Here is a 25,593-nt window from a genome sequence, read left to right as displayed (position 1 = left end):
CCGCTTTCGGCCAACTTTTTCTTTGGGCAACAGTTTCCCGTCGTCGCGTTTATTCCCTGTTTCAAGGGCGCGAGGTAGGACTCCTTAGTTGCCGAATTAGTTTTGTTTGGCGTGTCTTTTTTTACTTGCCGCGCGCTACTAAAGTGACATCACATGGTGGCGTTTTGAATCTACAAAACGATACAATTAAGTCTAAAACAAGGCATAAATGTCAAATAAAAGCGTATTTTTCTTCGATTTCGTATTTTTTCTTTACAAATGAGGAACTCTTCTTAAACCTACTGGTCGATGGGTTTAAGATTTTTCAGGATGAAGAAAGACAGCTCGCAAGTTGCGACGTGTGCTGTGCGTTAGTTCTTGCCCGATTTCTATATCTGCTTCGCTTGTTGCGGAGCTCTTTTTGTTTTTCGAGGAGTTGATACGATGAAGTTTTCCATGATGAGTGCCGGTGTGGTTTTGGGTCTTGCCCTGAGTGGTGCGGTCTTTGCTGACGACGCGACAGATGCAGACGCAACGTCCGGTGCCAGCGACGAGACGGTGATGACCCAGACCCAGGACGCCAAGGCGGCGCAGAAAGCGCAAAACCAGAAGACCGAAACGACAAAAGGCGGTCGCCCGCAGAACGCAACCCCTCAAAAGCAGTCAAACTGATCGTTTGAAGTCTTTGAGCGCAGCACTCACCAGTCGGTGAGTGCTGTAATATGTCCCTCCGAAGTAGCAAAATGCCCTCATTCATGCCGTCAGCTCCCGTCGATGTTTCCCGTCTGCTCATTCCGGATGCCCAGCAGGTTTGTGCCTGGCTGATCGAAAATGCCGGTCTGAAAACGGCCGATCTGGAGCGCGCCCAGCGTCTGCAGCAGGAGTCGGAAGGTACTGAGTTGCTAGGCCTGCTGACGCGTCTGGGCCTGGTCTCCGAATTCGAGCTGGCCCGCGCATGGGCGGCATTGCTGCAGGCACCGTTGTTGCTCGCCGATGCTGTACCACCGCTGCTGGACCCTTTGCCGCCGCTGACCGAACGCTTCATGCGCCACTATCAAGTCGTACCGGTAGGCTGGAGCGATCAGGGCCTGCAAGTGCTCAGCGCCAACCCCGGCACGCTGTACCCGTTTCAGGCCATCGCCTATGCGTGCGAGGTGCCGGTGCGACTGTCCATCGGCCCGCGCAATGAGGTCGAGACCCTTATCGAGCGCTATTACGGGCAGGGCCGCTCGGCGATGGGCACCCTGATCGAGAATCTGGATGAGGAGGGCGGCTCGCTGGAAGACATCGAGCACCTCAAGGACCTGGCCTCCGAAGCGCCGGTCATTCGTCTGGTCAACCTGATCCTGCAGCGTGCAGTAGAGCAGCGTGCATCGGACATCCACATCGAACCGTTCGAGAGCCAGTTGAAGGTGCGTTATCGCATCGACGGCGTGCTGCACGAAGCGGAAGCGCCGCCATCCAGTTCTTCGGCAGCGGTGATTTCCCGGGTGAAGATCATGGCCCGTCTGGACATCGCCGAGCGTCGTCTGCCGCAGGATGGCCGGATCATGCTGCGCATCCAGGGCAAGGAACTGGACCTGCGGGTATCGACAGTGCCCACCAGCTTTGGCGAATCAGTGGTCATGCGTCTGCTGGACCGGCAGACCATCAATTTCGATTTCCCGAGCCTGGGTTTCGATGGCGAGCGGCTGGACGAATTTCTCGACGTGCTGGAGCGTCCGCACGGCATTCTGCTGGTCACCGGGCCGACCGGTTCCGGCAAGACCACCACGCTGTATACCGCGTTGTCACGGCTCAACACGGCCGAGCGCAAGATCATCACCGTTGAAGACCCGGTCGAGTATCAGCTCGAAGGCATCAACCAGATTCAGGTCAAGCCTTCCATCGGCCTGGATTTCGCCGGGGCGCTGCGCTCCATCGTGCGTCAGGACCCGGATGTCATCATGATCGGTGAGATGCGCGACCTGGAAACCTGCCGTATTGCCATCCAGTCCTCGTTGACCGGCCACCTGGTGCTCTCGACGCTGCACACCAACAGCGCAGCGGCGAGTATTACCCGCTTGCTGGACATGGGCGTCGAAAGCTATCTGATCGCTTCGACGGTCAACGGAATTCTGGCTCAGCGTCTGGTCCGTCGCCTCGATCCGGCAACCCGCGAGGCCTTCGATGCGCCACCGGAGCTGATCGCCGAACACGGGCTGGAGCGTTTCACCGACGAGCGGCCCATTCGTTTGTATCGCCCGCGTGCCGATGCGCCTGGCGGCGGCTATCGCGGGCGCAGTGCAATCACCGAACTGCTGGTGATGAACGAAGAGCTGCGCAGTCTTTTGATGCGCCACGCCGACGCCTCGACGCTGGAAGAGGCTGCCCGACGTGGCGGTTTGCGCACGCTGCATGAAGAAGGCCTGCGTCAGGCCGTGGCCGGGGTGACTTCGCTGGAAGAAGTGCTGCGCGTCACCCGCGGTGAAGGCACATGAGCCTGTTCAAGTACCGCGCGCTGGATGCTCAGGGCGCGCCGCAGAATGGCACGCTGGAAGCCCGCGATCAGGATGCCGCCATTGCCGCGTTGCAGAAACGTGGCCTGATGGTTTTGCAGGTCGATGCTGCCGGTCTGGGCGGTTTGCGCCGTGCGCTGGGCAGCGGCTTGCTCAATGGTGCGGCGCTGGTCAGCTTCACCCAGCAGCTCGCGACGTTGCTCGGCGCCGGGCAACCGTTGGAACGATCGCTTGGAATTCTGCTCAAACAGCCTGGACAACCGCAGACCAAGGCGTTGATCGAGCGCATCCGCGAACAGGTCAAGGCTGGCAAGCCGCTGTCCGTGGCGCTCGAAGAAGAGGGCAGCCAGTTCTCGCCCCTCTATATAAGCATGGTCCGCGCCGGTGAAGCCGGTGGCGCACTGGAAAGTACGCTGCGCCAACTGAGCGATTACCTGGAGCGCAGCCAGTTGCTGCGTGGCGAGGTGATCAACGCGCTGATCTATCCGGCCTTTCTGGTAGTGGGCGTGTTGGGTTCCCTGGCGCTGTTGCTGGCCTACGTCGTGCCGCAATTCGTACCGATCTTCAAGGATCTCGGCGTGCCGATTCCATTGATCACCGAGGTCATTCTCAACCTCGGAGAGTTTTTGAGCGACTACGGGCTGGCGGTGCTGGCGGGCCTGATCGCGTTGATCTGGGGCATGGCCATTCGCATGCGCGACCCGCAGCGTCGCGAGCGCCGTGATCGCCGTCTGCTGGGCATTCGGGTTATCGGTCCTTTATTGCAACGCATTGAGGCAGCACGGCTGACGCGCACCCTCGGTACGCTTTTGACCAATGGAGTGGCGTTGTTGCAGGCGCTGGTGATCGCTCGCCAGGTCTGCACCAATCGTGCCCTGCAGGCGCAGGTCGAGCAGGCGGCCGAGTCGGTCAAGGGTGGCGGCACGCTGGCCAGCGCGTTTGGTGCGCAGCCGTTGTTGCCGGATCTGGCTCTGCAAATGATCGAGGTCGGCGAACAGGCTGGCGAACTGGACACCATGCTGATGAAGGTCGCCGATGTGTTCGACGTCGAGGCCAAGCGCGGTATCGACCGCATGCTGGCCGCACTCGTGCCGGCGCTGACGGTGGTGATGGCGGGCATGGTCGCGGTGATCATGCTGGCCATCATGCTGCCGCTGATGAGCCTGACCAGCAATATCTGAATTCATGAACGAGGAAACCATTCCGATGACTTTTAGCCGTACACGCTTCAAACCCGCACGTCGACAAGGCGGTTTCACTTTGCTGGAAATGCTTGCCGTTATCGTATTGCTGGGCATCGTCGCGACCATCGTCGTGCGTCAGGTGGGCGGCAACGTCGACAAGGGCAAATACGGCGCAGGCAAGGCTCAGTTGGCCAGCCTGGGCATGAAGATAGAAAGCTATGCGCTGGACGTCGGTTCGCCACCCAAGACCTTGCAGCAATTGACCGAGAAGCCGGGCAATGCGTCGAACTGGAACGGCCCTTATGCCAAGCCCTCGGACCTCAAGGATCCGTTCGGCCATGCATTCGGCTACCGCTTCCCTGGCCAGCACGGCAGCTTCGACCTGATCTTCTACGGCCAGGACGGCCAGCCGGGCGGCGAAGGCTATAGCGCCGACCTGGGCAACTGGGAGTAACGCTCGGCATGAGAACGCCTGTCGCAAGCCGGGGTTTTACCCTCATGGAAATGCTGGTGGTGCTGGTGTTGATGAGCATTGCCGTCGGTCTGGTGGGGTTCGGTCTGCAACAGGGTTTGAGCACCGCCAGTGAACGGCGCGCGGTCGGTGACATGGTCGAAGCGCTACGGGCCACCAGAGTGCGCGCGATTGTCACCGGTCAGCCGGCGCGCACCGAATTCAATCTGCGCAAGGCGACCTTCAAGGCGCCCGGCAAGCGCGAGATGCACTGGCCGGAAAGTCTGCGCGTGACCATGCAGACTGCGTCCGATCTTGGCTCCGCTGTGGAGTTCTACCCGGACGGCGGCTCCAGTGGCGGCAACGTGGTGGTCGCTGACGGCGACCGACGCTGGCGTATTGATATTGGCTGGCTGACCGGCAGCGTCCAGGTCCGGACGCTTTAATGAAAACATCGCAGTCGGGGTTCACCCTGCTGGAAATGCTTGCTGCACTGACCGTCATGGCGGTGTGCAGCGGTGTTCTGCTGGTGGCGTTCGGGCAAAGTGCGCGCTCTCTGCAGCAGGTGGCGCGCAGTGACCGGCTCAGCCATGCGGCACGCACGATAATGGATCAGGAAAGCGCCGGTCCGCTGGAAAACGGTACGCGGCAGGGGAAACTCGCAGGCATCGACTGGACACTGGATATCCGTCAGCTGCCGGGTGCCAACGGTCAGGCGAGGATGTTCCGTCTCGACCTGATGCTCAGTGAGCATCAGCGCAAGGCGCAGTTCAGCACGTTTAAATTACGCGGCGCTGTCAGCGGGGCGGGGTCATGAGGCGCGCCCAGCGTGGCTTCACGCTGCTGGAAGTGCTGCTGGTGATCAGCCTGCTCGGCGTGTTGCTGGTACTGGTGGCCGGGGCGTTGCTGGGGGCCAATCGTGCCGTGCTCAAGGCTGAGCGCTACACCGTGAACCTGGACGAGATCCGCGCCGCGCAAGCGTTTCTGCGCAGCTCGATCGCTCAGGCGCTGCCGCTGGACACGTCTGGCGAAGATGACGTCAACAGCGGTTTTTTTGAAGGCTCGGCGCAGCAGTTGCGGTTTGTCGCAACGCTGCCGGGCGAATTGGGCGGCGGTATCCAGGTTCACAGCCTGGAGCTCAAGGGGCCGCAAGACCATCGGTCTTTGCAGGTGTCGTTCGCTCAGGTTCTGTCCAGTGCAAATGGCATTGCCCTCAAACCCTGGGGTGAGCCTCAGGTATTGCTGCAAAACGTCGAGTCGTTGACGTTCAGTTATCGCGGGCTGACGCCCAAGGGCAAGCCGACCGGCTGGATGGCCGAATGGCCCTGGCCGAATCGCTTGCCGGGTGCGGTGCGTATCGACATGCAGACCCATGGCGCAGTGAAATGGGTCTCTGAGGTTGTGGCCCTGCGTCTGGACCTGTCCGGCGGGGCGGGCGGCGAATGAACATGACGGGCCAATCGCAGCGTGGTGTTGCGCTGCTGGTGGTGCTCTGGGTGCTGGCGCTGCTGAGCCTGTTGCTCGGCGGGCTGGCCGGGTGGGTGCAACTGGAGAGTCGACAGTCGCTCTGGTTGCGGCAAAATACCCAGGCGCTGATGGCGGCCGAAGCTGGCATGAATATGGCTGTACAGGGCTTGCTCGATGCTGCGCAGCGCAAACGCTGGATTGCTGACGGGCGTGTGGTCTCGTTGCGTATGGATGATACGCAACTGCTGGTGAGCATCAGAAGCGAGAGGGGCAAGCTGGACCTCAACAGCGCGCCGGTCGCGGATATATCGCGTCTGCTGCAGGCCTGTGGCGCGGCCAAGAATCAGGCCAGCGGTATCGCCCAGGTTCTGGAGTCGCAGCGCAATGGCGGTCAGTCACCATTGCGGGTGGTAGAAGAAGTTCGCCAGCTGCCGGGCATGAGCCAGGCGCTGTATGTTCGGCTGTTGCCGGAAATAACATTATGGAGCGGCCTGGATCGGCCCGACCCGGCGTTCGCTTCGGCGTTGCTGCGTCGGGCCTTGAACCTGCCGAACCAGAGCGCGGTTGGAGCCGACCCCGGTGAGGTACTGGCCATCGACACGCGCGCAGAGCGACCGGGCGGCGTGACCGCCCTGTTACAGACCACTGTTTTATTGAGCCCATCGGAGGGAGGCGCACAACCCTACAGGGTGTTGCGTTGGCAAGAATGAATTCATCAGTTTCTGCACGTCTGGCGCCTGTTTACGCGTTACGCGAACAGGTCGCCCGGCAGTGGCGTGGCAGTCCGGCGCAACACGCCTGGCAATGGTGGGTGGCGGAGCTTCGCGCCTGCCTGCCGCCGCGTGTGCGTCGATGGCTGGGCCGCGAGACCGTGGAGCAGACGCTTGTCTGGCCATTGGTCGAGCCGCTGCCGGACGCATCGCCCCAGGTGCGGCGGGTATTGCTGTTGCCGCCGTCGGCTGTGCTGTTGCAGACCTTGCAGCTTCCTGCGGCTGCGGCACGCAATCTGTCGACCGTGGTCGGCTACGAGCTGGATCGTTTCACACCATTTGACGCTGGCCAGTTGTACTTCGTCGCCCGTCAGGACAGTCGCAGCGCCAGCTTTGTGCAGGTCACGCTGGTGGCAATCCTGCGCGAGCGGCTGGACGCGATACTCAGTGAGTGCGCCGAGCGGGGCTTGCGTCCCGATGCCGTCGACGTCGGCACGGATGTGGGTGCTGAGCACCTGACTGCAGGGCAGCGCATGGGGATTGATCTGCTGCCGATGCCACTGCGCCCGCAACAGTCGCGCTCCGGCCATCGCTTGCAGCGCGGGCTGATCTGGCTGTGTGCCGGCCTGCTGCTGAGCGCCATGTTGCTGTGGCTGAACGACCGACAGAGCCTGCTCGAGGACATGCAGGCCAGCGTCAAGGAGCAGAAGGCTCAGGTTGGCGAGGTCCAACAACTGCGCCAGCAACTGACCAACACCCTGGGCGCCGCCAACTACCTGTTGCGCCGCAAGGCGGCGCAGCCGCCGCTCTCGGCGCTGCTCAGCGAGCTGACCGCCTGCCTGCCTTCGGACACCTGGATCGAGCATATGGAAATCAGCGACAGTGCCGAGGTGGCCTTTTCCGGCCAGAGCGCCAAGGCCAGTGCGCTGATCGGCCGCGTCAAGGACTGCCGAAGTCTGGATAATGCGCAGTTTCAGGGGGTGATCCAGCCCGACACCAAAACCGGCAAGGATCAGTATTCCCTGCGCGCGCATTTGCACCAGAACCAGCAGCAGGAGAACGCCGATGCGCCGTCCACTGACAAGCCGTGAGCGGCGGGGCGCTGCCCTGGTGATTCTAGCCCTGGTGCTGTGCCTGGCTTACTGGTTGTTGATCGACAGCTGGTTCGCCGGGCCGCTGCGCGACATCAACGAGCAGACCGACCAGTTGCGCGAACAGCAGCAGCGTTACGCGGGCCTTCTGCAGCAGGGTGATTCGTTGCGCGAGCAACTGGAGCAGGCCCGCCGTGATCCGGCCAGCAGCACCAGCCTGCTGCCGGGCGAGGATCCCAGTGCCGTGGCAGCCGATCTGATGCAGCGCATTGCCGACCTGATCAGTAGCCAGGCCAGCACCGGCGGCGGCTGCGAGTTGACCCAGCGCATGCCGATCACCCCGGAGCAGGACAGTGCCGAGCCATACCGGCAGGTCAAGGTCAGCCTGACCCTGAACTGCGCCATCGAACCATTGACTGCGATCCTGCATGCGCTGGAGTATCAGCGCCCGTTTCTGTTCATTGACGAGATGAGTATGCGTCGCGACGCCAACGCTCCGGCCAGCGGTGCTGCCGGCAAACTGGTGGTGCATCTGCTGGTGCGCGGCTACCTGCAACCGGCCAGTGCCGGGGAGGGCGAGCAATGATCGGTTCATTACGTCCGCTGGAGTGGGCATTGCTGGCTTTCGCTGCAGTGCTGGCAGCCTTGATCGCACTGGTCTTCAGCGGCGCTGCGCACTCACCGGACTGGCTGCCCGAGCAGGCACCGCGCAACCCGGTCGATCAGAGGGCGCAGGTCCACAGTGCGCCGTCGGCGACACTCGACAGCCTCGCCAATACCTGGAAAACCCCGCTGTTCAGTCCGGATCGCAGCCCTGACGTGGCCGTTCGCAAAGCCGATGCACAAGCCAGCAATCTGGCTGGCCTGACCCTGACCGGAGTGATCATGGACGGCTCCTTGCGTGTGGCATTGCTCAAGCAGGCCAGCGGTCCGGCATTGAAAGTCCGTCAGGGCGATCGCTTGCCCAATGGCTGGACGCTGGACCGTCTGGAGCCGACCCAGGCTACGTTCAAACTCGATGACCGCACGCAAGTCCTGCGCCTGCCCGCGCTGCGTCTGCCGCCGCCGTCGAATACACCGCCGATTACCTTAACCAACGATTCCACCCTGTGATGGGTACCTTTTCTGGAGTTCCTGCCATCGCTACCTTGCGCACACCCTTGCTTTGCCTGGCCACCGCCGTCGCCCTTGGCGGCTGCGCGTCACAGTCAGACACACTCGATCCCGACAATGGCATGCTGCAGGAAGCGCTCCAGGGAACCGGTTCACAACGTCCGCCGGTAGACCCGCGCAGCGAAAGACCGCCCGTCGAGCCACCTTCCCAGCAGACGACGAGCTCGCCGCAGCGGCAGATCATCAAAGGCAACCAGCGTTTCATCCGTCAGCCCGCCGCAGCTCCCGCAGCGCGTCAGGCCGAGACCGGTGACATCGTCTTCAACTTCACCAATCAGCCGATTCAGGCGGTGATCAACAGCATCATGGGCGATCTGCTGCACGAGAATTACAGCATTGCCCAGGGTGTGAAGGGCGATGTGAGCTTCTCGACGTCCAAGCCGGTCAACAAGCAGCAGGCGCTGTCGATTCTCGAGACGCTGCTGTCCTGGACCGACAACGCGATGATCAAGCAGGGCAACCGCTACGTGATCCTGCCGTCGAATCAGGCGGTAGCGGGCAAGCTGGTCCCGGAAATGCGCGTGGCGCAACCTTCGGCCGGCATGTCGGCGCGGCTGTTTCCGCTGCGCTACATCTCGGCGACCGAGATGCAGAAGCTGCTCAAGCCGTTCGCCCGGGAAAACGCCTTTCTGCTGGTCGACCCGGCGCGCAACGTGCTCAGCCTGGCCGGTACTCCGGAAGAGCTGGCCAACTATCAGGACACCATCGACACCTTCGATGTGGACTGGCTCAAAGGCATGTCTGTCGGTGTTTTCGGCCTGCAACGTGCCTCGGTTGGCGAACTGATGCCCGAGCTGCAGAAAATGTTCGGCCCGGAAAGCGGCATGCCGCTGGCGGGCATGGTGCGTTTCCTGCCGATCGAGCGGACCAACTCGGTGGTGGCGATTTCCTCGCAGCCTGAATACCTGCACGAAGTCGGCGAGTGGATTCACACCATCGATGAGGGCGGTGGCAACGAGCCGCAGATGTACGTGTATGACGTGCGCAACATGAAGGCCACCGATCTGGCCAAGTACCTGCGGCAGATCTACGGCACCGGCGCCATCAAGGAAGACGCTGCGGCCAAGGTTGCACCGGGCCTGCGCACCACCACCTTGTCGTCGCTCAACTCCAGTGGCGGCAGCGGTGTGGGCGGCATGAGCAGCTCCAACGGGCTGGGCGGTACCGGCAGCGGCCTGAGCAATGGCGGAGGTTTTGGCAACAGTCAAGGCATGAACAACAGCCAGACCAATGGCGACAGCGAATCGGAAGGCGACGATCAGAGCAGCGGCGATTCGGATTCGGCCAGCCAGGACGGCAGCGGGTCTGGCGGCAACAACAAGTCTCTGGACGCCAGCACGCGCATCACTGCGCAGAAGAGCAGCAACCAGTTACTGGTGCGCACCCGCCCGGCGCAGTGGAAGGAGATCGAGTCGGCCATCAAGCGCCTCGATAATCCACCGCTGCAAGTGCAGATCGAGACGCGCATTCTGGAAGTTCAGCTCACGGGCGAGCTGGATATGGGGGTGCAGTGGTACCTCGGGCGTCTGGCGGGCAACTCGGGTACCACCGGCAACGTCACCAACACCTCAGGCAGTCAGGGCGCGATTGGTACTGGCGGGGCGGCGCTGGCCTCTACTGACGCGTTCTTCTACTCCTTCGTCAGCAACAACCTGCAAGTCGCCTTGCGAGCGCTGGAAACCAATGGGCGTACCCAGGTCCTGTCGGCACCGTCGCTGGTGGTGATGAACAACCAGCAGGCGCAGATTCAGGTCGGCGACAATATCCCGATCAGCCAGACCTCGATCAACACCAACTCTTCCACCGACACTACATTAAGCAGCGTCGAATATGTGCAGACCGGCGTGATTCTCGACGTCGTGCCGCGCATCAACCCGGGCGGGCTGGTGTATATGGACATTCAGCAGCAGGTCAGCAGTGCCGACACCGATACCACTGGCAACGACGCCAACGGCAATCCGCGTATCTCCACCCGCTCGGTCGCCACGCAGGTGGCTGCGCAGAGTGGTCAGACCGTACTGCTGGGCGGTTTGATCAAGCAGGATAACGCCGAGTCGGTCAGTGCCGTACCTTATCTGGGACGCATCCCGGGCTTGAGATGGCTGTTCGGCAATACCAGCAAGTCCAAGAACCGTACCGAACTGATCGTGCTGATCACGCCGCGAGTCATTACCAGCAGCAGCCAGGCGCGTCAGGTGACGGATGATTACCGTCAGCAGATGCAACTGATCAAGCCGGAAGTTTCGCGGACCAGCATGCAGAACTGACGCAGGTTGATTGCTGCCACCACGCCCACTCACGACGCTGCCTTTGGGCGGCGTCAAACAGAGGTCATGAACAGATGCTGAGATTTTTCGCTGCCTTACTGTTTGCCTTTACCGCAATGGCGCAGGCGCAGGACACCTTGCACACGGACCTGCCGCTCGATTATCTCGCGCAGACCAATGTCGACAAGCCTGACCAGCCGCTGGTGATTTTCATCCACGGCTACGGCAGCAATGCCGCCGACCTGTTCGGGCTCAAGGAAGAGCTTCCGGCCGACTACAACTATGTGTCGGTACAGGCGCCGATGGAGTTGCGTGCTGACAGCTACAAGTGGTTCACCCAGAAGCCCGGCGTCGCGGATTATGACGGTGTGACCGAAGACCTGAAAAGCAGCGGTACCCAGCTGGCTGCGTTCATTGGCAAGGCCACTGAAAAGTTTCACACGCAGCCTGGCAAGGTCTTCCTGATCGGTTTCAGCCAGGGCGCCATGATGAGTTACGAAGTTGCCCTGCGACAGCCAAAACTGGTCGGCGGTTTTGCGGCATTGAGCGGACGGCTGCTGCCGGTCGTGAAGTCCGAGGTCAAAACCTCCGACGACCTCAAGGCCCTGAGCGTATTCATCGGTCACGGCACCCAGGATCGCCAGGTAGCCTATGCCAGTGCACCGCAAGCCGAGGCGACGTTGAAAACGCTCGGTCTGACGCCACAGTTACATGCCTATGAAGGCATGGGGCACAGCATCAACGAGGCTGAAGTGATGGATCTGGCGGCTTGGTTGAAGCAGTCAAACCGCCAGTGAATACGTGCGTCGTCCGAGGGGGCGACGCTCAATCTTCGGTCAACTAGTTGACCTTGACCTCGTTGAACTTGAGCACGTTGTCCTTGTTCTCGCGATCGCGGAAGGTCAGCTTCAAGGCAGGTGACTGCTTCACACGGCCCTTGGTCGCTTCAAAGATCAGTGTCACGCGGGTAGGCACGTTGCGGATCAACTGGAAGCTGTCCCAGCGATCGAACTTTGCATCGCCGACACGCAGTTGCGAAAGCCCCAGCGCACCGCCGGTTTCTTCGAACAGGCTGATCGGGTTGAGAAACCTGAAGTCGCGATCGGCACTTTTATTGATCAGCTCCAGCATGCAGGTAGGCGACTGGCCGTTCTGGTCACAACCCAGCAACTCCATACTTACGTTGTCGACGGTCTCGGAGCGCTTGCCGAACAGGTTGGCGCTTTCGTTCTCGGTGAACAGTGTCTGAGCGCGGGCGAAATCGACCGAAGGTTTAGCGTATTCGCCGCCCAGTTTGAAAAACACCGCGCAGAGAAATAGTGACAGTGCCAGCCAGACGCCGAGCTTGAGCGGCGATGGAAGCTTTCTGGCCATGATTGCGATGTACAGCCCGCTTATCACCATGCCGGTGCCGACGATAATGACCAGTGTCTTCCAGTTTATGAAGTCAATACTGAGGCCAAGAACGGCCGGGTCCGGGAAAAGGTAGGTGAAGATGCTCCAGATAGCCCCGATCATACCGCTGATGCCGAGCGATATCTTGGCGAAAATCGCGGAAATCTTGCTTGTTCGTGGTGCTGCGTCCATTGCTGTTATGCCTTGTTCGGGTTGCGCAAGTGCGTGCCGATGCGCTTGAAAAGCAGTATCGACGGATTCGGAGCCTTGGGATGAGGCGTGTGTACAATCCGTGTTCAATCGCGCAGATCCAGAGGTGCCGGATACGCGAGCCTTGAGTTGCGAGAGAGAGCCAGAAGGGCGATGGGCTATACCATCGCCGCGGCATTATCCTGTAAATCAGTTACAAAGTGCAGCGTTTACGCATTCTGCCTGGATCGATCCCTGAGCAGCGCGAGCAGTGCAATCAGCGGCAGTGCCGTGCCGGCGATCAGTACCCAGGTCCAGCCACCGTGATCAAACAGTGGGCTGGCGACTGCCGAGCCAATCGCGCCGCCGATGAAAATACTGGTCATGTACAGCGCGTTGAGGCGGCTGCGGCTGGCGGCATCCAGCGCGTAGACCGTGCGCTGGCCCAGGACCATGCTGGTCTGCACGCAGAAATCCAGCACTACGCCCGTTATGGCCAGGCCAATCACGCTATACGCTGGATGAACCAGGCCGGGAAGAAAGCTCAGCGCGCCGAACAGCAGCGCGCCCAGTGAGGCGATGCGGGTGTAGCCAGCGTCTGCCAGTCGGCCGCTGATGGGCGCGGCAATGGCTCCGATCGCGCCGATCAGGGCGAAGATCGCGATCTGGGTTTGCGACAGCCCATGATTGCGTGACAGCTCCAGCGGGACGGCGGTCCAGAACAGGCTGAAGGTCGCGAACATGCACGCCTGATAAAAGGCACGCTGACGCAGCACCGGCTGGGTACGAAGGAGAGTCCACAGCGAGAACAGCAACTGGCCGTAGGACGCGCGATGATCCGGGAGGCGTTTTGGCATGGTGGTCGCCAGTACCACGCTGATGCCGATCATCACCACGGCCGCCGATCCAAACACCGCCCGCCAGCCGAAATGGTCAGCCACCAGACTGGCAATCGGCCGCGCCAGCAGAATCCCCAGCAGCAGTCCGCCCATGATCCCGCCTACGACCCGCCCACGCGACTCCTCCGGAGCCAGATGCGCCGCCAACGGAATGAGCATCTGCACCGACACCGAACTGAAGCCCACCAGCAGCGAGACCAGTAAAAACACATTCGGCTGCTCGGCGAAGGCGGCACCCAGCAGGCTGAGAATCGCGACGACAGTCGTCACCAGCATCAGCCTGCGGTTCTCCAGCAAGTCACCCAGCGGCACCAGAAAGAACAAACCCAGGGCGTAACCGATCTGCGTCAACGAGACAATCAGACTGGCCGCCGTGCTCGACAGCCCGATGTCCGGCGCAATCAGCTCGATGATCGGCTGTGCGTAGTAGATGTTGGCGACAATCGCGCCGCAGCAGAAGGCGAACAGCATGACCATGGCCGGGGTCATGGTCATAGCGTTGTGCGGGGATTGGGACGAGTGGGGCATGAAAGTCTCGCTTGAGCAGGGACTGCCAGACGTGAAAGCGTGTCTGTCAGACGGTTTTTGATCGATGCAGCGCAGGCTAACGGTTTTGTCGGCCATTAAGTAGGTGCGGCGAGTTGATACAGGATATTTCCGGGAATGATGATTTGATGTAAGTCGTTTTATGGCGAGGCCTTCACGGAGCGTGCAGGAGTGCCATAATGCCGACCGTCATTGTGTTCTGGACCAATCCCCTCAGGGACCTTCATGGAAATCAAAAGCTTCAAGCTCGTTAACGTGGGGCGTTTCAGCGATCTGGAAGTCGCTCTGGCGCCTACCGAAAATCATGCGTCGAAGGTGACGGTGCTGGTCGGAAACAATGGTGCGGGGAAGACGACGTTGCTGGAATCCCTGAGCACTCTGCTCACTTGGTTGATCGCAAGAATTCGATCTGAAAGGGGAGCAGGAAAAAAGGTTGCTTTAGAAAGAATAAAAAATAACGCCGACTTCTCAGAAGTCAGCATACTGCTTTCCGAGTCTTTCCCGTTTGCAGACCGCGCGCAGTTTGGGTGGCAACTTTCCTCAGTCCGTCCTGGGCGTAAAGTGGAATCGAGAACGAACTTGATTCATCTGGCACTTCTAGCTGACGGTTACCGAACACTGCTCACAGACAGTGGTGCGACTTCTTTGCCATTGATCGCCTACTATCCTGCCGAACGTTCAGTCGTTGATATTCCGCTTGAGGCGCCTTTTCGTCCTCCTTACAGACAACTCGACGGATATGAAGACGCGCTTAGTCGAGGTGTGGATTTTCGACAGTTCTTCGAGTGGTTTCGAGATAGAGAGGATCGAGAGAACGAGAATGGCGTATCATCTGACACACTGATGCGTGCTCAGCAAAAACATGGACCAGACAGCATAGAGTACGAAGTTCTACTCAGGTTGAACGAGTCTTCTCGTGATCGAGAACTGACAGCTGTTCGATCAGCCATCTATGCTTTCATGCCTGCTTTTGCGAATTTGCGAGTTCGCCGTCAGCCTCAGGCTCACATGACGATAGATAAACATGGTGAGACATTGAATGTCTTACAGCTGTCCCAAGGCGAAAAATCCATGATGGCGCTCGTCGGCGACATCGCCAGACGCCTCGCCATGATGAATCCGGCCCTTGAAAACCCATTGCAAGGCAATGGCATTGTCCTGATTGATGAAGTCGATCTGCACTTGCACCCAAAATGGCAGCGCAGTCTCATCGCCCAACTCACTACAACGTTCCCCAATTGCCAGTTTCTCCTGACCACTCATTCGCCGTTGGTTATCAGCGATAGCAAGGATGTGCTGGTGTACGTCATGGACGATGGCGAGTTACGCGAGCAGGACAGTCTTTATGGCCTTGATGCCAATCAGGTTCTGTCGAGTGTCATGGACACCGGCATTCGCAACGAGGCAGTTCAGACCTGTCTGGACGAGATGCAGCACTTTTTGATCAGGGGCGAGCTTGATGAGGCTCGTACTCTTTACGGAGTGCTGGCCGACCAGTTACCTGCAGATCACATTGAACTGGCCAGGGCTTCGTTACTGATTCGCAAGCTGGAAATACGTCGTGAGAAAGATTGAAAAGGGAACCCTCGCGGTGCTGGAGAAATGGAAGCGCGCGAACAAGGGAAAGAAATACGCGGACCTCGTGGGGCATGACGATCTCAAGGATGCCATTCGTCATACCTGTGTTATCGAGCAGCATGGTTTGTGCGCCTATTGCTGCTGCAGAATCACCGTCGAGAAGGGCAGTGCCTGCAATGAACATATCGAAGCACAGCATCTTGCCCCGCACCGCACGCTGGACTTCAACAATATTGTTGCGAGTTGCACCAAGGCCGGACGGTGTGACGATGCCCATGGTCGTCAGCCTCTACCGCTTACACCGTTGATGAGCGAATGTGAAAGCGAGCTGCAGTTTGAGCTTTCGGGTCTGGTGGCAGGCTTAACGGCTCGGGCACGCGTCAGTATCAAGGCACTTAATCTGGGTGATACTCATGACTCGAACCGAGGCCTCGTAGGTGAGCGCAAGAGGATGATTGATGCACTGCTGTTCTCCTGCAGCATGAATCCTGGCGAACTATTGGTTGAAGAAGATGATGTCCTTGACCTGTTAAAGGATGAGCTTCTTGAATCAGACGCTCAGCGTTTGCTTCAGGCCTTCTCCCCGGTGCTGGTCAATGTGATTCGTAGTATCCAGGCCGCTCGCTATTCCTGAATCAGCCCTCCAGACGCGATTCATACCTCGATAGCCGGCTGACTGCCGGTTCTTGACGCTTTACGGCATCGCCTCAATAATCAATCTGCTTGAAAATTCATATAGATGACTGGATGAATAAAATAATGAACAAGCTTTCCAGCGACGAACGTCTACCGCTTTATCAGCGCCTGCGCGACAGCCTGGCGCAACAGATCGCCAACAATCGCTGGCGTCCGGGTGAGGCGATTCCTACCGAAGCGGCTTTGTCTGCCGAGTATTGCCTGTCCACCGGCACGGTGCGCAAGGCCATTGATCTGCTGGTCAGTGACAACATTCTGGAGCGTCAGCAGGGGCGTGGCACGTTCATTCGTCGTGCGCAGTTTCAGTCTTCGCTGTTTCGTTTTTTCCGTTTTCAAACCGAAGCGGGTGAACGCCGGGTGCCGGAAAGCCGGATTTTGTCCGTCGAGCCTGTGGACGCGCCTTCGTCGGTCGCTCAGGCGCTGGGGATGGCCGCCGGTGCCCCGGTGATTCGTATGGTCCGCTTGCGGTTGCTGGATGGCCAGCCGGTGCTGGCCGAAGAGATCTGGCTGCCACGTGCGCGGTTTCAGGCATTGCTGGAGCTTGACCTCGATACGCAGGGGCCATTGCTTTATCCGATCTACGAAGACGCCTGCGGTCAGGTGGTCGCCTGTGCGCAAGAAAGCCTGACGGCCGAGACGGTCAACGACGTGTACGGCCGGCTGCTGCAGATTCCGGTCGGCAGTGCGGTGGTGGTCATCGAACGCTTGGCGCTCAATTACGCGGGTGAACCTCTGGAATGGCGTCGTTCGCGAGGGCACGCCAGTCATTTCCGCTACAGCGTGGAAATTCGCTGACAGCGCTGCAGCCTGCCCAAGCTGTTCAACGCCCATAAGGATAAAAGCCATGTTCAGCTGGTATCGCGATGTCACTTCCAAAGAGCGCAAGACCTTCTGGGCCTGTTTTGGCGGCTGGTCGCTGGACGCGCTGGAAGTGCAGATGTTCGGTCTGGCCATTCCGGCCCTGATTGCTGCCTTTGCCCTGACCAAGGGCGATGCCGGCCTGATCAGTGCGGTAACGCTGGTGACCTCCGCGTTGGGTGGTTGGGTGGGCGGGACGCTGTCCGACCGCTACGGCCGGGTGCGCACGCTGCAGTGGATGATCCTGTGGTTTTCCTTGTTTACCTTTTTGTCTGCGTTCGTGACCGGTTTCAACCAATTGCTGATCGTCAAGGCACTGCAGGGCTTTGGTATCGGTGGCGAGTGGGCGGCAGGCGCGGTGTTGATGGCCGAGACGATCCAGTCCCGCTACCGCGGCAAAGTCATGGCCACTGTGCAAAGTGCCTGGGCCGTGGGTTGGGGGCTGGCGGTGGTGCTGTTTACCCTGATTTATTCATTTGTGCCGGAGGATATCGCCTGGCGGGTGATGTTCTTTGTCGGCCTGTTGCCTGCCCTGATGATCATCTGGGTGCGACGCAACGTCGAAGAGCCGGACAGTTTTCAGCGCATGCAGAAAAGCGCTGCGCCGAAGGGCAGTTTCTTCAGATCGATGGCCGGGATTTTTCGCCCCGAGCTGCTGCGCGTTACCTTGCTCGGTGGCTTGCTGGGCCTCGGTGCGCACGGCGGTTATCACGCGGTCATGACCTGGTTGCCGACCTTCCTCAAAACCGAGCGCAACCTGTCCGTGCTCAGTTCCGGCGGCTATCTGGCGGTCATTATCGTTGCCTTCTGGTGCGGTTGCGTGTGCAGCGGCCTGTTGATCGACCGTATTGGTCGACGCAAGAACATCATGCTGTTCGCCTTGTGCTGCGTGGTCACCGTGCAGTGCTACCTGATGCTGCCGTTGAGCAACACACAGATGCTGTTTCTCGGCTTTCCGCTGGGCTTCTTTGCCGCAGGCATTCCGGCCAGCCTCGGCTCGTTTTTCAACGAGCTGTACCCGGCAGAGGTGCGGGGTGCCGGGGTGGGCTTCTGCTACAACTTCGGGCGTGTGCTGTCGGCAGTGTTCCCGTTTCTGGTGGGGCATATGAGCCAGTCAATGTCGCTCGGCAGCGCCATCGGAATCGACGCCGGCATTGCCTATGGCGTGGCGATGATTGCTGCGTTCTGTCTGCCGGAAACCCGTGGGCGCAACCTCGAGGCCACGCCGCCGGTTGCCGAACCACTGGACAAGGGCGCAGCGCAGCAGGCTTGAAAATCCTCTCATCCGCGGCGTTGCGGCGCCGCGTTGACTTCTTGTAGACGGACCCATGATTGATTCCTGTACCACACCAATGCTGGGCATCGATGCCCACGCACATGTCTTCAGCAAGGATTTGAGTCTGGCGTCAGGACGACGTTACAGTCCGGACTACGACGCGACGGTGCACGCCTATCTGGCCAATCTGAGCGAACATGGCTTGAGCCACGGCGTGTTGGTCCAGCCCAGTTTTCTGGGCACTGACAACCGGTTTCTGCTCGACGCCCTGGCGCAGGCTCCGGACCGCTTGCGCGGCGTGGCCGTGGTCGACACGGACATCAGTCGCGGCGTGTTGCAGCGTATGGCCGGGCTGGGCATCGTCGGCATCCGCTTGAACCTGATCGGCAAGCCGCTGCCGGACTTCTCCGCGTCGGAATGGAAAACGCTGTTCAAACACATCTGGACGCTCGGCTGGCATGTCGAACTGCACCGCGAGGTCGCTGACCTGCCAGGGCTGATCCGGCAGTTGCTGCCGTTCGGTTGCAAGCTGGTGATTGACCATTTCGGGCGGCCCGATGCGCGTCCTGGTGTTGCTGATCCGGCCTTCCAGGCCTTGCTGGAGTTGGGCCTGAGCGGGCAGTTGTGGATGAAGGTTTCGGCAATCTACCGTCTGGGCGGCAGTGTCGAGCAGAACGCGGCGTTCGCTCGCGCGGCATTGCCGTTGCTGCTGCAAAGCTTTGGTCCGCGCCGGCTGGTATGGGGCAGCGACTGGCCACACACCCAGCATGAGCACGTGGTCAGCTACACCGATGTGGTCGAGCAGTTCCGCGCGCTCGACTGCCCGGACCCGCTCAAGCGCATTATGTTGGTCGAGGCTCCGCAGGCACTGTTCGATTTCCTGCCGGTGGAAATCTGAGCGGCTAAACAGCAGGTGGCTTGATCCGATAGCTGACCATATACAGCGCCGGGAGGAAAAACAGGGTCAGTAGGGTGGCGATGGCGATGCCGCCGATCATCGCAATGGCCATCGGCCCCCAGAACACCTCGCGGGCAATCGGGATCATGCCCAGGCTCGCGGCCGCTGCGGTGAGCATAATCGGTCGGCAGCGATGTTCGGTGGCCTTGACCACCGATGTCCAGGCGCTTTCCCCGGCGGCAATGAATTCATCGATCTGCGTGACCAGAATCACCGAGTTGCGGATGATGATACCGATCAGCGCCAGCACGCCCAGAATCGCCACGAACCCCAGCGGATAGCCGGAAATCAACAAGGCTGCGACCACGCCGATCAGGCCCAGCGGCACCACGCTGACCACCAGCAGCAGTTTTTTCACGCTGTGCAACTGGATCATCAAAAAGCTGATCACCAACAGCAGCATCAACGGCACAACCTTCAGGATCGGACCCTGTGAGCGCGCGCTGGCCTCGACGGCGCCGCCGGTGGCGACCGAGTAGCGCAACGGCAGGCGGGCGCTGAAGGCATCGACGTCGGGCTTCAATTGCCTGACCAGCGCTGCCGGCTGCAAGGTGCCGAGCACGTTGGCTTTCAGGGTGATGGTCGGCAGCCTGTCGCGGCGCCAGACCAGTGGCTGTTCCTGCTCGTAACTGAGCGTGGCGAACGCCAGCAGCGGCACGCTCGCACCGCCGGGTGTGGGGATCTGCAGATTGGCGAGGGTCTGCACCGAGCTGCGTTCGTCGCTGTCTGCGCGTCCGACCAGGTCGATCAGATAGGTGCTGTCACGCACCTGAGTGATGGTGGTGCCGCTGACCAGGCTGTTGAGGATTTGCGCCACGTCCTCGGAGGACAGACCGAACTGGCGCACCTTGTCCTGCGCGATGTCGATCTTCAGCACCTTGCCCGGTTCGTTCCAGTCATAGATGACCTGGCCGATATTGGGGTTGGCATCGAGAATCGCCGCCAGCGCCATGGCCTGGCTGCGCACCTGCTCGATGTCCGGTCCGCTGACCCGGTATTGCACCGGCCAGCCCACCGGCGGCCCCATGTTCAGCGGCTGAACATAGCCACCCACACCGACGTAATCGTCACGAAAGCGCTGACGCAAGCGCTCGATCAGCCGGTCACGCGCTTCGCCTCCCTGGCTGACGATCACCAGTTGCCCGTAGAACGGGTTGCTCAATTGCTGATCCAGCGGCAGATAGAAACGCACTGCGCCCTTGCCCACGTAAGAGCTCCAGCGCACTACATCGGCATCTTCTTTGAGCGTTGCCTCAAAGCGGTCCATGGTCTGGCGCGTACCTTCGATGGAGCCATTTTGCGGCATGTAAATATCCACGAGGATTTCCGGGCGGTCGGAGTCCGGGAAGAACTGGTTCTGCAGCAACCTGCCTGCAAACAGCGACCCGATGAACATCAGCAACGTGATGCCGATCACCCACCCGCGGTGCTCGAGTGCCTTGACCAGCAGGCGGCTGAAACCACGCATCCAGCGCCCCGGCGCGGCATGTTGCGCCGAGGCCTTGAGGATGTGTACGCCAATCAGGGGCGCGAACAGTACCGCCACCAGCCAGGACAGCAGCAACGCCACGGCAATGACGGCGAACATGGTGAACACGTATTCGCCTGCGGAACTGGAGTTCAGGCCGATGGGCACGAAACCGGCGACGGTCACCAATGTGCCGGTCAGCATCGGGAAGGCGGTCGAGGTGTACGCGAAGGTAGCGGCCTGCGGTAACGAATCGCCGCTTTCCAGGCGGGTGACCATCATCTCGACGGTGATCATCGCGTCATCCACCAACAGCCCCAGAGCGATGATCAGTGCGCCCAGCGAGATACGTTGCATGGTGATGCCGCTGTACTCCATGAACACGAAGACCAGCGCCAGCACCAGCGGAATCGAACAGGCCACCACCAGACCGGCACGAATGCCTAGGCTGATGAAGCTGACGACCAGCACAATCAGGATCGCTTCAAAGAGTGCGTGGGTGAAGCCGCCGATGGCTTTTTCGACCACATTGGCCTGGCTTGAGACCAGGTGCACGTCGATGCCCAGCGGCAGCTCGGTGGTCAGATCGTCGATGCGCTGCTGCAACTGGGTGCCGAATGCCTGGATGTTGCCACCTTGCTTCATGGCCACCGCAAGGCCGATGGCTGGCTGGCCGTTGAAGCGGAACAGTGAGGAGGGCGGATCGGCATAACGGCGCTCGATGGTCGCCAGATCGCTGAGGCGAAAGAACCGGTCGCCGAAGCGCAGATTGACCGCCTCAAGGTCCTGTTCATTACTGAACTGTCCGCTGGCCCGCACGGCAATGCGTTCGGGACCTGCCTCCATCACGCCGGCCGGCGTGACCGAGTTTTGCGCTTGCAGGCTTTGCAGCACCTGGCGCTGATCGATGCCCAGCGCCGCGAGCTTGCGGATCGAGAAATTCAGATAAATGACTTCGCGCTGGGCGCCTAGCAATTCGATCTTGCCCAGGTTGGGCACGCTGCGAATATCCGCGCGCACTTGCTCGACATAATCGCGCAACTGGCGGAAAGACAGGCCATCGGCGGTGAACGCATAGATGCTGCCGAACACATCGCCAAACTCGTCATTGAACGCCGGGCCCTGAATGCCGCTGGGCAGTTCGGCGCGCACATCGCTGATCTTCTTGCGCACCTGATACCAGGCCGCAGGGATGTCGGCGCTGCGGGTTTCGCTTTTGAGGAAGACAAAAAGCGTCGATTCGCCAGCCAGCGTGTAGCTTTTCACGTAATCCAGCGCGTCGATTTCTTCGAGCTTCTTTTCCAGCCGGTCAGTCACCTGCTGCAGGGTGTCGGGCAGCGTCGCACCCGGCCAGCGCGCCTGAATGACCATGGTCTTGATGGCGAATGAAGGGTCTTCCTCACGCCCCAGATTCAGGAATGACCAGCTGCCCATCAGCAGTGAAACGAACATCATGTACCAGACCAGCGTGCGATGCCTGAGCCCCCAGGCCGACAGATTGAAGCGCTCCTTCACAAACTGACCTCTCGCTGCAGGCGGATCTTCTGTCCGGACTGCATGCCGTTGACGCCGGCAGTCACTACTTTTTCGCCCTCGTGCAGCGCGCCGCTGACCCTTACCGTCGAGCCTGATCGCGCCAGTACCTGCACCGCGCGCGGGACCAGTGTCGATGTCGTTGGGTCGATCACCCACACCTGATACGTGCCGTCACGCTGCAGCACTGCGCTGCCGGGCAGCTCATGAAACGCCGGCGCGTCGCCACTGATCTCTACCGTGACGGTCGAGCCCAGGCGAAAGCTGTCCGCAGGGTTCTGCAAGGCCAGGCGGACGCGCTGAGTGCGGGTCTCGGCATTGATTTGCGGCGCAAGCTGGCGGACGTCCGCGGCCACTGAAAGCTGTTCGTTGATTTGCGAAATCACTCTGATGCGGTGGCGTTCATCCAGCGAACCGAGTGGCAAGTCGACGACCGCTTCACGGCTGTCCGGGCGCGCAAGACTGACCACTGCCTGACCGGTCGCCATGACCTGGCCGACTTCGGCTTGCCATCCTGTGATCAGGCCATCGAACTCGGCTGACAAATGTGTGTAGGACACATGATCACCGGCTTGCTGCACCGCGACGCGGGCCTGATTGCGCAGCGCGTCCTGAGTGCGCAGGTCGTTGTCCAGCTGATCCATTCGCGCTCGCGAGCCGATACCGCGCTCATAGAGTTGCTGGTAGCGCGTCAATTCATCGCGTGCCTGTTGCCAGGCGGATTGGGCTTTGCCGAGTTCTGCCTGGCGGGCACGCAAACGGTGTTGCTGGTCGCCGGGTTCCAGCGTGGCGAGCAGATCGCCCTTGCGCACCCGATCACCGATCTCCGCATGCCGGCTTGCCAGTCGCCCTGCGACGCGAAACCCCAATGCCACTTCATACTGCGGCTGAATGACGCCGGCGAAGCGGCCATGAGAGGCGCTGCGCTGATCGACTATTTCGGTGAACAGTACCGGGCGTTCGACAACCTCGCGAAGCGGTTTGTCGCGGCAGCCCGGCAGAGCCACGATCAGAATGCAGATCAGCCAGCAGCGGGATCTGGTTCGTGTTTCTGCGTACGAGGTGCTCATTGCGCAGCTCCCGATGACGCCAGCGAGACGCTTTGTTCGGCTTGCGCTTGCCCTGCGACCTCTACCCGTTGCCCCGGGTAGAGAAACTGCAGCCCCCGGGACACCACCCGATCACCTTCGGACAGCCCTTCTGAAACGATGACCTGACCCTGTTCGTAACGCAGCACTTTGACAGGCGTCAGCCTGACCCTGGCCTGGGCGTCCACCCGCCAGACTGCCGGTTGTCCTTGTGTGCGGCTCAAGGCGGACCAGGGCAGGGCGAACGCCGATTGCGACTGCGTCTGCAAGCGAGCGCTGACCACGGAGCCCAGCGCGAGCGACGCAGCGGCGCCCTGCAGAGCAACGCGCACTCGCAACGTGCCATTTGCAGCGGAGACGATAGGGGTGATTTCCCTGATGATGCCGGTCAACTGAGTCCCTGGCTGGCCCAAGGGGCTGACAGTCACTGCGGCACCTTTCTGATCGGCTCGCAGCAGTGATTCATACGCGGAAAATACCGCTTCGCGCTCGCCATCGTGGGCGACGCTGAAAATCGCAGTGGCGGCCTGAACCACCTGACCTTCTTCGGCATACCGCGCCGTCACGATGCCATCGGCTGCTGCGAACAGCCCGGTATAACCGACCTGGTCACGCGCATTGGCCTGCTGCGCCTGCAGCGCGGCGAGATCCCCCCGCGCACTGTCGAGGCCGGAGCGGGCCTTCTGGTATTCACTGAGGTTGGTAAAACCCTTGGGCAGCAGCACTTGCTGCCGCTGGTAGTTCTGTTCGGCGAGGTGCAGCCGCGACTGTCGTACCGCGACTTCGGTACGGGCTGACGCCAGCTCGGTGTTTTGCTCGCGTGCGTCGAGTCTGGCCAGCACCTGTCCGACCCGCACTCGATCCCCGACATCCACGTAGCGCTTGATCAGCTTGCCGGAGACACGAAACGATTGCTCGGTCACCTTGCGAGCCTGGATATCGCCCGTCAGCGTCACACTGCTGGCAACGTTGAGTAAGGCAACCGGTTGCGCGCTGACTCGCACCAGCGCCTTTTCTGCGGGTTTTCCTGCAGAACAGGCGCTGAGTGACAGTAGCGAGATGAAACCCAGTACCACATGGGGCTGGGCGTACAGGGAGTGCAACGGCCGGATATTTCCGGAAACACGGCAGCACGAACGCAGGAGCGTTGCAAAGGAAAAAGTCATCAACGAATAGCACTGCCCGATCAAAGAAAGCCAACACCCATGAATCACAGCGTCACGCCGGAAAAGCGCAAGGGCTTCCCGGGCGCAGGCGAGTGCTTCAGGCCATCGCGGTGACGCTGGGCCAAACCTCCTGGGTAGCTTCAGTGCCCAGAAATGTCAGTACGTTTCTTTGCGAGTGGTGCCACGCCGCCTTGCTTTCCAGGTCCAGAAAGTGCCCGGTGTCCGGAACGACGTTGAAACTGCTTTTGGCGATGTAGTTGGAAAACATGCGGGCATCTTCAACGGTGGTGTATTCATCTTTTTCACCGTTGATGAACAGCACCGGAATGTTGATCGAGGAGAAACGCTCGACGTAGTTACTGGCGCTTAGTTGGCGAATCTGGCTGATATGAAAGTCGATCTGGCGATATTCGTGCTCGGCAAGACTGATCAGGTGCTTGTAGTTATAGAGTTTGAACAGGCGTGGCAGGTACTTTCCCACGGTGTCGTTGAGCAGTGAGCCGATCTTGCGTTTTTCACGTGCGGCGAGGTAGACCTGGGCGTTGTCGATATAGTCGAGCATGGCCTCGTTGAGGACCGGCGAGAACGAGCTGATGATGGCCTTCTCCACGGACGGAGGACATTCGGAGAGCGCCAGCAGGGCCGATACACCGCCCCAGGAGACCGACAACAGGTGGTTTACCTGATAGAGATCAATCAGTTGCAGGAGAATGTTTACTTCGTCTTCCTTGCTGACAATCATGTCGTCCGGGTTGTGCGCTCGGGATTGCCCCGAAAACGGCAGGTCGAACAGCACCAGGTTGTAGTGCGGTTGCAAGTACTTGACCGTCTGCCCGAAAGAGCCCGTGGTCGACAGTGCACCGTTGACCAGCAGAATGGTCTTGGCGTCGCTGCCTTTCCAGTAAGTCTCGGCGTAAACCTTGTACTTACCGATTGTTAGAATCTTCGATTGTGCGCCCATAACAGCCTCCCAGCTAAAATTTGATCCAGCAATTAGTGCAGCGTTCTCTGCTTCGGCAGCCATGCCAAAGCCTCGCCTGGTAAGTGGCGAAATCCGGTGAGTTATTATTCTGGGTGCAGCGGAAACGTTACCGCAGGAACTGTGCTTGCCCGGACATAGATA

24 protein-coding genes are annotated in these 25,593 nt (G+C 60.3%); 18 read left to right on the top strand and 6 right to left on the bottom strand.

Annotated elements, in window-relative coordinates; genetic code table 11:
* The first annotated feature begins 423 nt into the window (after window positions 1-423).
* From AC54XV_RS16190 to AC54XV_RS16130, 13 genes are all read left to right on the top strand, one after another.
* Complete coding sequence (locus AC54XV_RS16190; protein WP_003405027.1) at window positions 424-651, top strand: hypothetical protein; 228 nt, start codon at window positions 424-426, stop codon at window positions 649-651.
* Window positions 652-734: 83 nt separating this feature from the next.
* Entirely contained in the window at window positions 735-2,459 is a 1,725-nt protein-coding gene (gene gspE / locus AC54XV_RS16185) for a type II secretion system ATPase GspE (RefSeq protein WP_024639652.1), read from the top strand.
* Window positions 2,456-3,658, top strand: coding sequence for a type II secretion system inner membrane protein GspF (gene gspF / locus AC54XV_RS16180; RefSeq protein ID WP_003417566.1), 1,203 nt, complete (start codon window positions 2,456-2,458; stop codon window positions 3,656-3,658). The genes gspE and gspF overlap by 4 nt, the downstream gene beginning before the upstream one ends.
* Before the next feature lie 25 nt (window positions 3,659-3,683).
* A complete protein-coding gene (gene gspG, locus AC54XV_RS16175) occupies window positions 3,684-4,115 on the top strand; it encodes a type II secretion system major pseudopilin GspG (RefSeq protein ID WP_003317918.1) in 432 nt (143 codons plus the stop codon).
* Window positions 4,116-4,123: 8 nt separating this feature from the next.
* The gene (locus AC54XV_RS16170; RefSeq protein WP_003411575.1) at window positions 4,124-4,558 is read left to right on the top strand and encodes a prepilin-type N-terminal cleavage/methylation domain-containing protein; all 435 of its coding nucleotides are present in this window, start codon (window positions 4,124-4,126) and stop codon (window positions 4,556-4,558) included.
* Window positions 4,558-4,929 (top strand): type II secretion system protein, encoded by a 372-nt coding sequence (locus AC54XV_RS16165; protein ID WP_011268251.1) that lies wholly within the window; start codon window positions 4,558-4,560, stop codon window positions 4,927-4,929. Before AC54XV_RS16170 ends, AC54XV_RS16165 begins: the two co-directional genes overlap by 1 nt.
* The gene (locus tag AC54XV_RS16160) at window positions 4,926-5,558 is read left to right on the top strand and encodes a type II secretion system protein GspJ (RefSeq protein ID WP_003405015.1); all 633 of its coding nucleotides are present in this window, start codon (window positions 4,926-4,928) and stop codon (window positions 5,556-5,558) included. The genes AC54XV_RS16165 and AC54XV_RS16160 overlap by 4 nt, the downstream gene beginning before the upstream one ends.
* Window positions 5,555-6,289 carry a general secretion pathway protein GspK gene (locus tag AC54XV_RS16155; protein WP_103377680.1) on the top strand — a complete coding sequence of 245 codons (735 nt, stop codon included), beginning with the start codon at window positions 5,555-5,557 and terminating at the stop codon, window positions 6,287-6,289. The genes AC54XV_RS16160 and AC54XV_RS16155 overlap by 4 nt, the downstream gene beginning before the upstream one ends.
* Window positions 6,286-7,380, top strand: coding sequence for a type II secretion system protein GspL (locus tag AC54XV_RS16150; RefSeq protein WP_024652444.1), 1,095 nt, complete (start codon window positions 6,286-6,288; stop codon window positions 7,378-7,380). The genes AC54XV_RS16155 and AC54XV_RS16150 overlap by 4 nt, the downstream gene beginning before the upstream one ends.
* Window positions 7,355-7,966 carry a type II secretion system protein GspM gene (gene gspM / locus AC54XV_RS16145; RefSeq protein ID WP_058822211.1) on the top strand — a complete coding sequence of 204 codons (612 nt, stop codon included), beginning with the start codon at window positions 7,355-7,357 and terminating at the stop codon, window positions 7,964-7,966. The genes AC54XV_RS16150 and gspM overlap by 26 nt, the downstream gene beginning before the upstream one ends.
* On the top strand, window positions 7,963-8,493 hold the full coding sequence (locus AC54XV_RS16140) for a type II secretion system protein, XpsN-like (RefSeq protein ID WP_003405008.1): 531 nt from the start codon (window positions 7,963-7,965) through the stop codon (window positions 8,491-8,493). Before gspM ends, AC54XV_RS16140 begins: the two co-directional genes overlap by 4 nt.
* Window positions 8,493-10,820: a type II secretion system secretin GspD gene (gspD, locus tag AC54XV_RS16135; RefSeq protein WP_003405006.1), complete on the top strand. Its 2,328-nt coding sequence runs from the start codon at window positions 8,493-8,495 to the stop codon at window positions 10,818-10,820. The genes AC54XV_RS16140 and gspD overlap by 1 nt, the downstream gene beginning before the upstream one ends.
* A 74-nt stretch (window positions 10,821-10,894) precedes the next feature.
* The gene (locus tag AC54XV_RS16130; RefSeq protein WP_024639649.1) at window positions 10,895-11,617 is read left to right on the top strand and encodes an alpha/beta hydrolase; all 723 of its coding nucleotides are present in this window, start codon (window positions 10,895-10,897) and stop codon (window positions 11,615-11,617) included.
* 43 nt (window positions 11,618-11,660) lie between these two features.
* Here the strand turns inward: AC54XV_RS16130 and AC54XV_RS16125 are convergent, their stop codons facing one another.
* A complete protein-coding gene (locus tag AC54XV_RS16125; protein ID WP_003405003.1) occupies window positions 11,661-12,407 on the bottom strand; it encodes a hypothetical protein in 747 nt (248 codons plus the stop codon).
* Window positions 12,408-12,634: 227 nt separating this feature from the next.
* Window positions 12,635-13,831: an MFS transporter gene (locus AC54XV_RS16120; RefSeq protein ID WP_011268247.1), complete on the bottom strand. Its 1,197-nt coding sequence runs from the start codon at window positions 13,829-13,831 to the stop codon at window positions 12,635-12,637.
* A gap of 243 nt (window positions 13,832-14,074) precedes the next feature.
* On the opposite strand from AC54XV_RS16120, the gene AC54XV_RS16115 reads away from it, so the two are divergent.
* From AC54XV_RS16115 to AC54XV_RS16095, 5 genes are all read left to right on the top strand, one after another.
* On the top strand, window positions 14,075-15,424 hold the full coding sequence (locus AC54XV_RS16115) for an AAA family ATPase (RefSeq protein WP_003404998.1): 1,350 nt from the start codon (window positions 14,075-14,077) through the stop codon (window positions 15,422-15,424).
* Window positions 15,411-16,061 (top strand): HNH endonuclease family protein, encoded by a 651-nt coding sequence (locus AC54XV_RS16110; RefSeq protein ID WP_003404997.1) that lies wholly within the window; start codon window positions 15,411-15,413, stop codon window positions 16,059-16,061. The genes AC54XV_RS16115 and AC54XV_RS16110 overlap by 14 nt, the downstream gene beginning before the upstream one ends.
* A 125-nt stretch (window positions 16,062-16,186) precedes the next feature.
* Window positions 16,187-16,918 (top strand): GntR family transcriptional regulator, encoded by a 732-nt coding sequence (locus AC54XV_RS16105; protein WP_060408818.1) that lies wholly within the window; start codon window positions 16,187-16,189, stop codon window positions 16,916-16,918.
* 49 nt (window positions 16,919-16,967) lie between these two features.
* Window positions 16,968-18,254, top strand: a complete 1,287-nt coding sequence (locus tag AC54XV_RS16100) for an MFS transporter (RefSeq protein WP_003404995.1) — start codon at window positions 16,968-16,970, stop codon at window positions 18,252-18,254.
* Window positions 18,255-18,309: 55 nt separating this feature from the next.
* Complete coding sequence (locus AC54XV_RS16095) at window positions 18,310-19,155, top strand: amidohydrolase family protein (protein ID WP_024639647.1); 846 nt, start codon at window positions 18,310-18,312, stop codon at window positions 19,153-19,155.
* Between the two features lie 4 nt (window positions 19,156-19,159).
* Here the strand turns inward: AC54XV_RS16095 and AC54XV_RS16090 are convergent, their stop codons facing one another.
* The 4 genes from AC54XV_RS16090 to AC54XV_RS16075 form a co-directional block, all read right to left on the bottom strand.
* Window positions 19,160-22,198, bottom strand: a complete 3,039-nt coding sequence (locus tag AC54XV_RS16090) for an efflux RND transporter permease subunit (RefSeq protein ID WP_060408816.1) — start codon at window positions 22,196-22,198, stop codon at window positions 19,160-19,162.
* Complete coding sequence (locus AC54XV_RS16085) at window positions 22,195-23,286, bottom strand: efflux RND transporter periplasmic adaptor subunit (protein ID WP_011268241.1); 1,092 nt, start codon at window positions 23,284-23,286, stop codon at window positions 22,195-22,197. The genes AC54XV_RS16090 and AC54XV_RS16085 overlap by 4 nt, the downstream gene beginning before the upstream one ends.
* Window positions 23,283-24,470: an efflux RND transporter periplasmic adaptor subunit gene (locus AC54XV_RS16080; protein WP_011268240.1), complete on the bottom strand. Its 1,188-nt coding sequence runs from the start codon at window positions 24,468-24,470 to the stop codon at window positions 23,283-23,285. Before AC54XV_RS16080 ends, AC54XV_RS16085 begins: the two co-directional genes overlap by 4 nt.
* Window positions 24,471-24,567: 97 nt before the next feature.
* Window positions 24,568-25,494 (bottom strand): alpha/beta fold hydrolase, encoded by a 927-nt coding sequence (locus AC54XV_RS16075; RefSeq protein WP_024639643.1) that lies wholly within the window; start codon window positions 25,492-25,494, stop codon window positions 24,568-24,570.
* Between the last annotated feature and the right edge of the window lie 99 nt (window positions 25,495-25,593).

It is taken from the genome of Pseudomonas fragariae (ex Marin et al. 2024) (genome assembly GCF_059621105.1).
The sequence above is the reverse complement of the archived record's forward strand: the minus strand, read 5'-3'. Positions and strand labels throughout refer to the sequence as shown.

Bases quoted from the DNA above. Each gene is read 5' to 3' on its own strand.
- AC54XV_RS16190 (WP_003405027.1), top strand. From the start codon at position 424: ATGAAGTTTTCCATGATGAGTGCCGGTGTGGTTTTGGGTCTTGCCCTG.
- gspE (WP_024639652.1), top strand. From the start codon at position 735: ATGCCGTCAGCTCCCGTCGATGTTTCCCGTCTGCTCATTCCGGATGCC.
- gspF (WP_003417566.1), top strand. From the start codon at position 2,456: ATGAGCCTGTTCAAGTACCGCGCGCTGGATGCTCAGGGCGCGCCGCAG.
- gspG (WP_003317918.1), top strand. From the start codon at position 3,684: ATGACTTTTAGCCGTACACGCTTCAAACCCGCACGTCGACAAGGCGGT.
- AC54XV_RS16170 (WP_003411575.1), top strand. From the start codon at position 4,124: ATGAGAACGCCTGTCGCAAGCCGGGGTTTTACCCTCATGGAAATGCTG.
- AC54XV_RS16165 (WP_011268251.1), top strand. From the start codon at position 4,558: ATGAAAACATCGCAGTCGGGGTTCACCCTGCTGGAAATGCTTGCTGCA.
- AC54XV_RS16160 (WP_003405015.1), top strand. From the start codon at position 4,926: ATGAGGCGCGCCCAGCGTGGCTTCACGCTGCTGGAAGTGCTGCTGGTG.
- AC54XV_RS16155 (WP_103377680.1), top strand. From the start codon at position 5,555: ATGAACATGACGGGCCAATCGCAGCGTGGTGTTGCGCTGCTGGTGGTG.
- AC54XV_RS16150 (WP_024652444.1), top strand. From the start codon at position 6,286: ATGAATTCATCAGTTTCTGCACGTCTGGCGCCTGTTTACGCGTTACGC.
- gspM (WP_058822211.1), top strand. From the start codon at position 7,355: ATGCGCCGTCCACTGACAAGCCGTGAGCGGCGGGGCGCTGCCCTGGTG.
- AC54XV_RS16140 (WP_003405008.1), top strand. From the start codon at position 7,963: ATGATCGGTTCATTACGTCCGCTGGAGTGGGCATTGCTGGCTTTCGCT.
- gspD (WP_003405006.1), top strand. From the start codon at position 8,493: ATGGGTACCTTTTCTGGAGTTCCTGCCATCGCTACCTTGCGCACACCC.
- AC54XV_RS16130 (WP_024639649.1), top strand. From the start codon at position 10,895: ATGCTGAGATTTTTCGCTGCCTTACTGTTTGCCTTTACCGCAATGGCG.
- AC54XV_RS16125 (WP_003405003.1), bottom strand. From the start codon at position 12,407: ATGGACGCAGCACCACGAACAAGCAAGATTTCCGCGATTTTCGCCAAG.
- AC54XV_RS16120 (WP_011268247.1), bottom strand. From the start codon at position 13,831: ATGCCCCACTCGTCCCAATCCCCGCACAACGCTATGACCATGACCCCG.
- AC54XV_RS16115 (WP_003404998.1), top strand. From the start codon at position 14,075: ATGGAAATCAAAAGCTTCAAGCTCGTTAACGTGGGGCGTTTCAGCGAT.
- AC54XV_RS16105 (WP_060408818.1), top strand. From the start codon at position 16,187: ATGAACAAGCTTTCCAGCGACGAACGTCTACCGCTTTATCAGCGCCTG.
- AC54XV_RS16100 (WP_003404995.1), top strand. From the start codon at position 16,968: ATGTTCAGCTGGTATCGCGATGTCACTTCCAAAGAGCGCAAGACCTTC.
- AC54XV_RS16095 (WP_024639647.1), top strand. From the start codon at position 18,310: ATGATTGATTCCTGTACCACACCAATGCTGGGCATCGATGCCCACGCA.
- AC54XV_RS16085 (WP_011268241.1), bottom strand. From the start codon at position 23,286: ATGAGCACCTCGTACGCAGAAACACGAACCAGATCCCGCTGCTGGCTG.
- AC54XV_RS16080 (WP_011268240.1), bottom strand. From the start codon at position 24,470: ATGACTTTTTCCTTTGCAACGCTCCTGCGTTCGTGCTGCCGTGTTTCC.
- AC54XV_RS16075 (WP_024639643.1), bottom strand. From the start codon at position 25,494: ATGGCTGCCGAAGCAGAGAACGCTGCACTAATTGCTGGATCAAATTTT.